Source organism: Reinekea marina (assembly GCF_030409715.1).
Lineage (GTDB): Bacteria > Pseudomonadota > Gammaproteobacteria > Pseudomonadales > Natronospirillaceae > Reinekea > Reinekea marina.
This window is the reverse complement of sequence record NZ_JAUFQI010000001.1, coordinates 3014873-3026792: the sequence shown is the minus strand read 5'-3', so window position 1 is coordinate 3026792 and position 11920 is coordinate 3014873. Positions and strand designations below refer to the sequence as shown.

At 44.6% G+C, this 11920-nt stretch carries 10 protein-coding genes; 5 read left to right on the top strand and 5 right to left on the bottom strand.

Annotated elements, in window-relative coordinates:
- Positions 1-13: 13 nt before the first annotated feature.
- The 5 genes from ftsZ (at position 14) to argJ (ending at position 7267) form a co-directional block, all read left to right on the top strand.
- Positions 14-1225 carry a cell division protein FtsZ gene (gene ftsZ / locus QWZ13_RS16565; RefSeq protein ID WP_215999969.1) on the top strand — a complete coding sequence of 404 codons (1212 nt, stop codon included), beginning with the start codon at positions 14-16 and terminating at the stop codon, positions 1223-1225.
- An 89-nt stretch (positions 1226-1314) separates the two neighbouring features.
- Entirely contained in the window at positions 1315-2223 is a 909-nt protein-coding gene (gene lpxC / locus QWZ13_RS16560; protein ID WP_215999970.1) for a UDP-3-O-acyl-N-acetylglucosamine deacetylase, read from the top strand.
- A gap of 16 nt (positions 2224-2239) precedes the next feature.
- Positions 2240-3160 (top strand): M23 family metallopeptidase, encoded by a 921-nt coding sequence (locus QWZ13_RS16555; protein ID WP_290282747.1) that lies wholly within the window; start codon positions 2240-2242, stop codon positions 3158-3160.
- A 120-nt stretch (positions 3161-3280) separates the two neighbouring features.
- Positions 3281-6004, top strand: a complete 2724-nt coding sequence (gene secA / locus QWZ13_RS16550) for a preprotein translocase subunit SecA (RefSeq protein ID WP_290282746.1) — start codon at positions 3281-3283, stop codon at positions 6002-6004.
- Between the two features lie 39 nt (positions 6005-6043).
- Complete coding sequence (gene argJ, locus QWZ13_RS16545; RefSeq protein ID WP_290282745.1) at positions 6044-7267, top strand: bifunctional glutamate N-acetyltransferase/amino-acid acetyltransferase ArgJ; 1224 nt, start codon at positions 6044-6046, stop codon at positions 7265-7267.
- Between the two features lie 18 nt (positions 7268-7285).
- Here the strand turns inward: argJ and yacG are convergent, their stop codons facing one another.
- The 5 genes from yacG to pilB are packed head-to-tail and all read right to left on the bottom strand — an operon-like array spanning position 7286 to position 11917.
- Positions 7286-7492 carry a DNA gyrase inhibitor YacG gene (gene yacG, locus QWZ13_RS16540; protein ID WP_290282744.1) on the bottom strand — a complete coding sequence of 69 codons (207 nt, stop codon included), beginning with the start codon at positions 7490-7492 and terminating at the stop codon, positions 7286-7288.
- A gap of 26 nt (positions 7493-7518) precedes the next feature.
- The gene (coaE, locus tag QWZ13_RS16535; protein WP_290282743.1) at positions 7519-8133 is read right to left on the bottom strand and encodes a dephospho-CoA kinase; all 615 of its coding nucleotides are present in this window, start codon (positions 8131-8133) and stop codon (positions 7519-7521) included.
- Positions 8109-8990 carry a prepilin peptidase gene (locus QWZ13_RS16530; protein ID WP_290282742.1) on the bottom strand — a complete coding sequence of 294 codons (882 nt, stop codon included), beginning with the start codon at positions 8988-8990 and terminating at the stop codon, positions 8109-8111. The genes coaE and QWZ13_RS16530 overlap by 25 nt, the downstream gene beginning before the upstream one ends.
- On the bottom strand, positions 8990-10210 hold the full coding sequence (locus QWZ13_RS16525; protein WP_290282741.1) for a type II secretion system F family protein: 1221 nt from the start codon (positions 10208-10210) through the stop codon (positions 8990-8992). Before QWZ13_RS16525 ends, QWZ13_RS16530 begins: the two co-directional genes overlap by 1 nt.
- 15 nt (positions 10211-10225) lie before the next feature.
- A complete protein-coding gene (gene pilB, locus QWZ13_RS16520) occupies positions 10226-11917 on the bottom strand; it encodes a type IV-A pilus assembly ATPase PilB (protein ID WP_290283402.1) in 1692 nt (563 codons plus the stop codon).
- Between the last annotated feature and the right edge of the window lie 3 nt (positions 11918-11920).

Genomic DNA, 11920 nt, shown 5'->3' with positions numbered 1-11920 from the left:
TAAGGAGTAGGATATGTCACAATATGAAAATGAAACCAATAGTGGAGATTTATTCACATTGGTCGATGATCAACCCCAAAATGCGGTCATTAAAGTATTTGGTTGCGGCGGCGGCGGCGGAAACGCTGTTAAGCACATGCTTGAGTCTCGCGTTGAAGGCGTTGAATTTATTTGCGCTAACACAGATGCACAAGCATTACGCAGTGTTGAAGCTGAGATTCAAATTCAACTGGGCCAAACCATTACGCGTGGCTTAGGTGCGGGTGCGAACCCGGAAATTGGTCGTCAATCGGCTTTAGAAGATCGTGAGAAAATCGCCGAAATTATGAAAGGCGCTGACATGGTCTTTATTACTGCCGGCATGGGTGGTGGTACTGGTACTGGTGCTGCTCCTGTTGTAGCAGAAATTGCCAAGGACCTTGGGATATTGACGGTTGCTGTTGTTACCAAGCCGTTTCCATTTGAAGGTCGTCGACGCATGAAAATTGCGAATGAAGGGTTGGATGAATTACGTCAACACGTTGATTCATTAATTACGATCCCTAATGAAAAGCTTTCTTCTGTATTAGATAAAAAAGTAACGTTGGTAGATGCCTTTGCTGAAGCCAATAACGTTTTACTTAATGCCGTCCAAGGTGTTGCCGATCTGATCGTACGCCCAGGTACAATTAACCTAGATTTCGCCGACGTTAGAACAGTAATGTCTGAAATGGGCATGGCCATGATGGGGTCAGGTAGAGCTTCAGGTGAAGATCGAGCACAGCGTGCCGCTGAAATGGCCATTCGCAGCCCACTTTTGGAAGATGTCGATTTATATGGCGCAAAAGGAATATTAGTTAACGTTTCTGCTGGAGTTGATCTAGGCTTAGACGAGTTTAGTGAAGTCGGTAATACGATCGAAGATTTCGCCTCTGAAGACGCCACTGTGGTTGTTGGTACAGTGATCGATCCGGATTTAGGCGATGAAATACGAGTAACAGTCGTTGCAACAGGCATTGGTGAAGCACAACCTGTGCAAACAAATAAGCCAAAAGTTGCGGTAGATAACACTCGTAAACCCGATGGTAGTGTAGACTATAAAAAGTTGGAGCGTCCCGCGATCAAACGATCGGCCGATGCAGCCGCTGCTACAGCGTCCAGTAAAAACGAAGAAAAGCCTGTTAAATCTGCAAAAGACTTGGACTATTTAGACATTCCAGCTTTCTTGCGACGACAAGCAGACTAAGTTTTACTGGCCGGTTACTTTTGCTCGATGCGCTAGTTCTGTTATTATGAACGGCTAGTGAATCAATAAGTGTGGTTACGAGTCACGTAATGGTTAATCAAAGAACATTAAAGAACACGATTAAAGCGACAGGAGTGGGTCTCCACTCTGGTCAAAAAGTGTATCTAACATTAAAACCTGCTCCGGTTGAGACAGGGATCGTATTTGTCCGAACTGACTTAGAAAAGCCAGTCGAAATACGCGCTCATGCCCTGAATGTGGGCGATACAACCCTGTCTACGACTTTGGTTAACGGTGATTCAAGCATCGACACAGTCGAGCATTTGCTCTCTGCATGCGCGGGCTTAGGCATTGATAATGCCTATATAGAAGTCAGTGCAGCAGAGATACCTATAATGGACGGCAGTGCCGGTCCATTCATATTTTTACTTCAATCTGCAGGGATTGAAGAGCAGAACAAACCAAAGAAGTTTGTTCGCATTCTAAAGCCTGTTAGTGTGCAAGATGGCGACAAAATCGCACGTTTTGAGCCCTATAACGGCTTTAATATCGACTTTACCATCGATTTCGATCATCCCGTGTTTAAAAATAGATCGCAGCACGCAGAGTTTGAATTTTCTACCTCTGGCTTCGTCAAAGAAGTGGCACGTGCGCGTACTTTTGGCTTTATGCGAGATTTCGAATATTTGAGAGCCAATAATTTGGCACTGGGCGCAAGTGTGAATAACGCGATCGCTGTCGATGACTATCGTGTGCTTAATGAAGATGGTTTGCGATACGAAGACGAGTTTGTAAAACATAAAATTTTAGATGCGGTAGGTGATCTGTATTTGTTGGGTCATAGCTTAATTGGCAAGTTTGTAGGTTATAAGTCTGGTCACGGGCTTAATAACTTATTGCTAAGAGAGTTATTATCTCGGCCAGATTGCTGGGAGTATGCTACCTTTGAAGATAACGAGGTTGAGCAGTTACCCATTGCTTATACTCCAGCCATATAGTTAGGTAGTTCCGCACATGAATATCATCATAGTCAGTCGAAAGCACGGTCGTTCAAGAATGGTATCTTCTTGGATGGTTGCGCCTGTGCTGTTGTTTTTCGTTTTGACGTTGTCGGGCATTGGTTATGGCGGTTATCGACTGTTGTCCAGTGATGAAAAAGCAATTATCGATGCCAACGCGGTTGAGACATGGCAAGGCCGAATCGACCAGCAAGCAGCACAGCTTGAAAAAACACAAATTTACACAGAAGAACAAATAAATGCCCTTAGAATTCGCTTGGCCGAGCTGCAGGCGCGTTTAACGCGCATTGATGCTTTAGGTGAGCGACTTGTAGATGTTGCCAACTTAGATGAAGGGGAGTTTGACTTCTCGTTGCCGCCAGCCGTAGGCGGGCCAGAATCAGGTTCTGTACAAGCTACACCGCCAGATTTTGTTGATGTTCTCGATGAACTCAGTTTACAAATTGAAAACCGCGAGCAACAGCTGCGCGTTCTTAACTCCCTTCTAGGTGACCGAAAAATACAAAGTGAAACATTTGTAGCCGGTCGGCCAATCAAAAAGGGTTGGATGAGTTCACGTTACGGGTATCGCAACGACCCATTTAACGGCAATTTAGCATGGCACGATGGCGTTGATTTTGCCGGTAAGGATGGCTCAGACATCGTTTCTGTAGCCTCCGGAGTCGTGACATGGGCTGGCGAGCGTTACGGTTATGGCAATTTAGTCGAAATTAACCATGGTAACGGTTACGTTACACGCTACGCGCACTGTAATGAAATATTGGTCGAAGTAGGGGATGTCGTTAAAAAGGCCGATGTCGTCGCGCTTATGGGCTCTACAGGCCGCTCTACTGGTCCACACGTGCACTTCGAAGTATTGTTGCATGGTAAGTCAGTAGACCCAGCCAAGTATATCGACCGCGTCGCGCGCTTCTAAAATTAAGGGGGAGTTGGCAAAAGCCAACTTTTCCTGATAATTCAAAAGACAACCCCCCTTGCTATCTGTATAGTTACCCCCAACAATAACTTACTGAAATTAATACAGAAATTAGCTGCTATGTTTACCTCAATTGCCCGTAAAGTGATCGGAAGCAAGAACGATCGCGAAGTAAAAAGACTGAACAAAATTGTGCTGCGTATTAATGCGCTAGAGCCAGAGTTCGAAGTGCTCTCTGATGATCAAATTAAAGCCAAAACGGTTGAGTTTAGAGAACGTTTTAATAACGGTACTACGCTAGATGATTTGCTCTGCGAGGCATTCGCCCTTGTGCGAGAGGCGAGTAAAAGAACCTTAGGTCTGCGCCATTTTGATGTGCAGATGATTGGCGGCATGGTGTTGCATCACGGCAAAGTATCCGAGATGAAAACCGGTGAAGGTAAAACACTGGTTGCGACACTCGCGGCTTATTTAAATGCTATTCCTGGCAAAGGCGTTCACGTAATCACCGTAAACGACTACTTAGCTCAACGAGATGCTAAGTGGATGGAACCGCTCTTTAACGCACTTGGATTATCTGTTGGTATCGTCGTAGGCCAACAAGACCCTATAACCAAGCGTCAAGCCTACCAAGCCGATATCACCTATGGTACAAACAACGAGTTTGGTTTTGACTACTTGCGCGATAATATGGCGTTCAGTATTGAAGAAAAAGCGCAGCGTGGGCATGCTTTTGCGATTGTAGACGAAGTTGACTCCATTTTAATCGATGAAGCCCGTACCCCTTTGATTATATCGGGAGCGGCCGAAGATTCTAGCCAGCGTTACATTGAAATAAACAAGCTTATTCCTAGTTTAACTCGCGGCTATGAAGAAACAGAAGGTGAACCCGCGCAACCGGGCGATTTTATCGTTGATGAGAAACAGCGCAGCGTTGAATTAACCGAAAGCGGCCATGAGCACGTAGAGCAGCTATTAACTGAGGCTGGCCTGCTGCCAGAGGGCGAAAGCCTTTATGCGCCAGCAAACCTCATATTGTTCCACCATGTTATGGCTGGGATCCGCGCGCATCATCTATTCCAAAAAGACGTTGAGTATATTATTCAAGATAACCAAGTGGTTATTATTGATGAACATACTGGCCGTACAATGCCTGGTCGGCGTTGGAGTGAAGGCTTGCATCAAGCCGTTGAAGCTAAAGAGCACCTTGATGTGCAAAAAGAGAACCAAACACTCGCTTCGACAACTTTCCAAAATTATTTCCGATTGTATGGCAAGTTATCGGGTATGACCGGCACAGCCGATACCGAAGCTTTCGAATTACGTGAAATTTATGGTTTGGATGTCGTTGTTATTCCAACAAACCGTGGAATTCAACGAATCGATGAAAACGATTTAGTTTTCTTAAATGAAAACGACAAATACCTGGCCGTTATCGAAGAAATCAAAGCAATCGTTAAGCAGAAGCGCCCAGTGTTAGTTGGCACCGCCTCTGTTGAGGCATCTGAACGTATTTCAAATGCCTTACAGAAAGCGAAAGTTAAGCATAGCGTTCTAAATGCGAAGCAACACGACAGTGAAGCTCAAATTATTGCGCAGGCGGGTATGCCGGGCGCGGTAACCATTGCCACAAACATGGCTGGTCGTGGTACTGATATTGTATTGGGTGGCAATTTAGACGCTGAAATAGCGGCTTTGAAGAACCCTAGTGAAGCAGAAATAGAAGCCACGAAAACTGAATGGGCTGCACGCCAGCAGGCCGTAAAAGACGCCGGCGGTTTAGCAATTTTAGGTACTGAACGACATGAAAGTCGACGAATAGACAACCAATTACGAGGCCGTGCCGGTCGTCAAGGCGATCCAGGTTCATCTCGCTTCTACTTGTCTTTAGACGATAACTTAATGCGAATCTTTATGCCGCCAAACATGAAAGCCATGTTTAGCAAATTAGGCATGAACGAAGGCGAACCAATTGAAGCAAAAATGGTGTCTAACGCCATTGAAAAAGCGCAACGTAAAGTTGAGAACCGAAACTTTGATATACGTAAGCAGCTTCTAGAATACGATGACGTTGCAAATGACCAACGTACCGTTGTCTATTCCCAGCGCGATGAACTCATGGAAGCTGAAGACATTGGCGATATCATTAAAAAGATACGTGGCGATGTTGTGAACCAATTAGTAGAGGCTTATATTCCGCCTCAATCGATTCCAGAACAGTGGGATGTTGAAGGCCTAGAAAAAGAAATTGAGCGTGAGCTGGGGTCTAAGCTGACCATTCAGGCTTGGTTAGATGCTGATGATCACCTCGCTGAAGAAGGTCTGCGTACTAAGATACTAGAAACTTTAGAAGCTGAGATTGTCGCTAAAGAAGCCGTGGTTGGTGCTGATGCTTTCCGTCGCTTTGAAAAGCAAGTCATGTTGCAGGTGCTGGATCAACACTGGAAAGAGCATTTGTACAATATGGATCATCTGCGTCAGGGTATTCACCTACGGGGCTATGCTCAGAAAAACCCTAAACAAGAATACAAGCGCGAGTCGTTTGAGCTTTTCCAAGCTATGCTCAGTGAAGTGAAATACCAGACTATTAAATACTTAAGTATGGTGCAGGTTCGTTCACCCGAAGAAGCCGAAGCCGATGCGCGTCGTCGTCAAGAGGCGGCTAAAGCTCGTATGAAATATGAACACGCTCAAACTTCAGCACTTGCTGAAGGTGAAGAAAAAGCTAGCCCCGAATCAGGTAAGCCAGCACCTATTAGAGCAAGCCAAAAGGTCGGTCGAAACGAACCTTGTCCTTGCGGCTCAGGTAAAAAGTATAAGCAGTGTCACGGTAAGCTAGCTTAAAAAGGCTAGTTTTTAATCGAGAATTGAAAAGGGTTGAATATGGCAGTTGGAGCCGGAATAACAGATTCATTGCTTCCTATTTCAGGTGTCAGCATTGGCGTAGCTTGTGCGGGCATTAAGAAAAAGGACCATCGCGATTTAGTGATATTCCAGTTAGCACCAGGCTCTACTATTGGAGCTGTATTTACCCAAAATGCATTTTGTGCTGCGCCTGTTCAAGTAGCTAAAAAACATTTGGCCAGTGGCCAGGAAACGCGTTTTTTAGTCGTTAATACGGGCAATGCAAACGCCGGCACCGGCCAGCAAGGTATTGAGGATGCTCAAGAAACTTGCTCTCGGTTAGCCGGTAAACGCAGTGTTAATCCTGAGCAAGTATTGCCATTTTCAACGGGGGTTATCGGTGAATATTTACCAATGGCCTCGTTGATCGCCGGTATTCCAGATGCGTTAGCTACTTTAAACTCAGATAACTGGACTGAAGCTTCAACCGGTATTTTAACTACAGATACTCGAGAGAAAGGTGCTTCTCGTCAGTTTGAGTTTGAAGATGAGACGATTACGGTAACGGGAATTGCTAAAGGCTCCGGCATGATAAAGCCAAATATGGCAACGATGCTGTCTTTTGTGGCAACCGACGCGCCCATTTCACAACCTCTGTTGCAAAAAATTACAGCCATCGCTTCAGAGCAATCTTTTAACCGTATTACCGTCGATAGTGACACGTCAACTAACGACGCCAGTGTCTGTGTCGCGACGGGTCAAGTACCGGTCTCTCCTGTTGAAAGCGAAGATAACCCGCTTTATAAGTACTTGTTGAAAACCGTCAGCGAAGTCATGTTGTCGTTAGCTCAACAAATAATACGAGATGGAGAAGGTGCCCATAAATTTATTTCTGTGCAGGTAAATAGCAGCGACACACCCGATAACGCCCTCAAAGTGGCCTACGCTGTGGCGGAAAGTCCACTTTTTAAGACGGCGATGTCTGCATCCGATGCAAACTGGGGCCGAATTTTAATGGCTGTTGGTAAAAGTGGTATAGAAGGGTTGGATGTCGATGCAATTGATGTGTTTTTGGGTGATGTTCAAATTGTCAGTCAAGGCCAGCGGTGCCCAGAATATACAGAGACGGCTGGCGCAGCTGCGGTAGCACCTGATGAAATTACGGTTCGAATCGAATTAAATCGCGGTCACGAGACGGAAACAGTTTGGACCACCGATTTATCTTATGATTACATTAAAATTAATGCCGAGTATCGCAGCTAAAAATACTTGTTCACGAGCTTAGTTCAGTGGCTTAGTTGCACTGATATTTTCAAAATCTTCAGAAAACATTTCTTCGGCAACGCTTCTGCCCGCAATTGAGTGGTTTTCGTTCGCCCACTCGCCTAAATCGATCAATTTGCAGCGTTCACAACAAAAGGGTCGATAAGGATTATCCTTTGAATAGACTGTTTTCTTTTGACAGGTAGGGCAGTTGTATTCAATCATGTGATCGGGCTCGATAAAGATGTGAATTAAAGCTGAGCTTGCAATAGCAGCAAGTGGTGTAAAGCCGTTACTTGGGTTGCAAGATAGGCTTCATCTCTGGAATTATCCAGAATAAAGTCGGCCTTTTCAAGCCTATCTTTCCTAGGGATCTGACTGGTGATAATACTCTGAATGGTAGCCTCAGAGGATCCATCTCGGTTACAGGCACGTTCTAATTGAATATGCTCAGGAATGTCTAAAGTTACTGTCTTAGCGCAGAGCGTTTCTAATTTGTTTTCAAACAATAGTGGCGCAACCAATAACACATAAGGCGCATTAAACGCTTCTAATTGAGAGAGCATCGACTCACGAATCAAAGGATGCAGCAATTGTTCCAACCAGTGTTTGTGGCTAGTATCGCTGAATATTATTTCCCTTAGAGCGGCTCTGTTTAGATGACCTTCCGATGTTAATATTTGCTCACCAAAGCGGTTTACTATAGATCCAAGCGCTGGTGTGCCAGGCTCGACCACTTCGCGCGCTACGACATCAGCATCTACAAATGGCGTGTCTAATTTGGAAAACAGCTCTACAGCGGTGCTTTTGCCTGAGGCGATGCCACCGGTTAACCCTACGATCAAAAGGCGGCTCCCAAATACCAATTCATAATTCGTTCACCCCAAAATACATACACTAAGGCGGCACCACACAAATAAGGGCCAAATGGTATAGGCACTTGTTTATCGCGACCTAAAATAGCAATCATTAAAATACCAACTACGGCGCCAACTAATGAGCTGAGTAAAATGATTAACGGTAGAGCTTGCCAACCAAACCAAGCACCAAAGGCTGAAAAGAGCTTAAAATCACCAAAGCCCATGCCTTCTTTGCCTGTTAACAACTTGAATGACCAATACAGCAGCCAAAGGCTCATGTAGCCTGCAATCGCACCAATAACGGACGATTCAAGGCTTGTGAACGGTTGCCAGATGAGAGCTAATAGAAGCCCTACCCAAATAAGCGGTAAGGTTATAGAATCGGGCAATAGTTTATGATCAAAGTCGATCATAGTGAGAACGATCAGCAGCCAAAAAAAGCCAATCAGCGTAAACGCTTCAATTCCCCAACCAAAATACCAAGCCGTTGTTGCTGATAGAATCCCACTGACTAATTCAATAGTAGGGTAGCGGGCTGAAATGGGCTTTTTACAATTGGAGCATTTCGCTCTTAAAATAAGCCAGCTGATTACGGGGATATTTTCCCATGCCTTTATTTTATGCTGACAGTTCGGGCATTTAGAGTCGGGTTTGGCTAAATTAAATTTGGGTTCATTCTCTAAAGCATTGTATTGCTTTTCATCATCATTAAAAAAGGCAATTTCAAGCTTAAAGGCGTGTTGCATCATTACCGGTAAACGGTAAATAACAACATTCAAAAAGCTGCCGACCAGCAAGCCTAAAATAAAAACGGTCGCGATAAACGCGACCGAGTTTGATGCTAAATATTCAATTAATGCCATTAGATAACCGAGCCCATTTGGAAAATTGGTAAGTACATCGCCACAATCAGGCCACCGATAACCACACCTAGAACCGCCATAATTAAAGGCTCCATCATCGAGGTTAAGCCTTCAACTAAGGCATCGACTTCTTCTTCATAAATAGCGGCTGCTTTTCCTAGCATGTCATCTAGTGCACCCGATTGCTCACCAATGGAGACCATCTGAATGAGCATGGCCGGGAATACTCCAGTGTCTTTCATAGAGCCGGCCAATTCAGAGCCCGTTTCTACTTCATTTTTAACTTTCATAATGGCTTCTGAATAAACTATGTTGCCAGAAGCGCCGGCGGCCGATTCCAAAGCGTTGACCAAAGGTACACCAGCGGCAAAAGTCGTAGATAGTGTTCGAGCGTAACGCGCCATAGCCGATTGATATAAAATAGGGCCAAAAATAGGCAGTTTAACCGTTATTCGTTGAAAGCCATGCTTAAAGGCAGTGGAGCGCTGCATGGCTTGTTGAAAGCTTATACCGATAGCCACTAATATCAGACCAAACATGAGGCCGTTTTGCTGAAGCCAATTAGACATGTCTAATACAATTTGAGTTGGAACGGGTAGGTCAGCACCGAAGCTTTGGAACATTGTCGCGAATGTGGGGACTACTTTTAACAGTAGAATTACCGTTACGATGGCCGCAATACCTAGTACCGTTGCAGGGTATTTCATCGCGGCTTTTACTTTTTTCTTAACACTTTCAGATTTTTCTTTATATACAGCAACACGCTCAAGCATAGTTTCAAGTGCACCGGCCTGTTCACCTGAATCAATTAATGAGCAATAAAGGTCATCAAAGTATTTTGGCTGTTCACGCAAGGCTGCAGCAAAGCCGCCACCGCCAGCAACGTTGTTGCGCATTTTTAATACAACCTCGGCCATGGTCTTGTTTTCTAAGCCTTCCGCCACAATTTCAAAGGAACGCATTAGGGGTACACCCGCCTTCATCATGGTGGCCATTTGGCGAGTGAAAATAGAAATATCTTCACTTTTTATTTTTTGACCGCCAAAAAGCTGGATATCGGCTCGTTTTTTTTGCAGCTTTTTAACGGTAATGCCTTGCTTACGTAGCTCGGCTTTGGCTAATGCTGCATTGGTACTGCTGATTTCACCGCTTTTAGATTTACCGTTGCGGTCTTTGCCATCGTATTTAAATGTTGCAAGTTTGGCCGTTTGCGTTGCCATAATACTAATCTACCTTTAATCGGTGGTTACGCGGTTAACTTCTTCTAAGCTTGTAACGCCCGAAGCCGCTTTAACTAATCCTGACTTTCTAAGGCTGTTAAAGCCTTGTTTATCAAATTCTGCATTGAGTTCAATGGCATTCCCTTCCTCCATAATAATCTTAGAGATGGGTGGGGTAATGCGAACTACTTCATAAATACCTACACGGCCTTTATAACCTCGGGTGCAAGCATCGCAGCCTTTAGGGCTATAGATGGTGGCTGCTTTAGCTTGTTCCTCGGTAAAGCCTTCCTTCATCAGTACGTCAACAGGAATATCGGCTTTCTCTTTACACTTACTGCATAGCCTGCGTGCTAGACGTTGGGCAATAATTAAGTTAATCGTAGTGGCCAAGTTAAACGAAGGCACGCCCATGTTCATCATTCGAGTAAGCGTTTCAGCAGCACTGTTGGTGTGTAGAGTCGACATCACCATGTGCCCCGTTTGTGCGGCCTTAATTGCGATGGACGCCGTCTCTAAATCTCGAATCTCCCCTACCATAATAATATCAGGGTCTTGACGCAAGAATGAACGCAGCGCCGAGCTGAAATCAAGACCAACTTTGTTATTTACGTTTACCTGGTTAATCCCTTCTAGGTTAATCTCAACAGGGTCTTCGGCGGTAGAAATATTAATGCCTTCTTTGTTCAGAATATTTAAGCCAGTGTAAAGGGATACAGTTTTACCGGAACCTGTAGGCCCGGTCACCAGTATCATACCTTGTGGCTTGTCTAAACATTCTAAGTAGAGTTGTTTCTGAACTTCTTCATAACCGAGAGCGTCAATCCCCATCTTCGCTGAGCTTGGGTCTAGAATACGCATGACAATTTTTTCACCAAATAACGTTGGCAGGGTGTTTACGCGAAAGTCGATCGCTTTCGTTTTAGAGATCTTTAGCTTAATACGACCATCTTGCGGAATGCGCCGCTCAGAAATATCTAGGTTAGACATAACTTTTAAACGTGCGGCCATTTTAGGGCCTAATCCTAAAGGTGGTTTGGCCGCGGTTTGTAATACACCATCTATACGAAATCGAACCCGATAGCTTTTTTCATAAGGTTCAAAGTGTAAGTCTGAAGCGCCTTTTTTGATTGCCGAAAGCAGCATTTGGTTAATAAAGCGTACGACAGGTGCGTCATCGCTGCCATCGCCTACGCCCTCGTCTTCGTCCTTTGTACTGGTTTCTACGACGTCTAAATCATCGAGACCGTCTTCATCGAAATCAGCAAAATTACTATCAGAATCATCCAGTAACTTTTCAATGGTAGAAGCAAGCTTATCTTCTTCAACTAAAACGGCATCCACACTTAAGCCGGTGTGGAATTTTATTTCATCAATGGCGACTAAATTTGTTGGGTCTGAAACCGCGACAAATAAACGGGTGCCGCGCTTTACTAAGGGAATGGCATGGTGCGCACTAATTAGAGAGCTAGAGACTAAATCCTTAGGGTACACTTCGAAGTCAAATGCATTTAAATCAAAGAAAGGTGTGCCGAATTCGTCAGAAGCTACCTCTGCAATTTTTTGAGAAGCGACTAAATCGTTTTCAACAATATAGGGCACAAAACCCTTTTTCTCTTTGACTGCTTCTTTAGTCGCTTGAATAGCATCGTCTTCATTAATAGCGCCATCTGCTACTAACCTACGAGCCAAGCCTCCTAGTGCCATTGT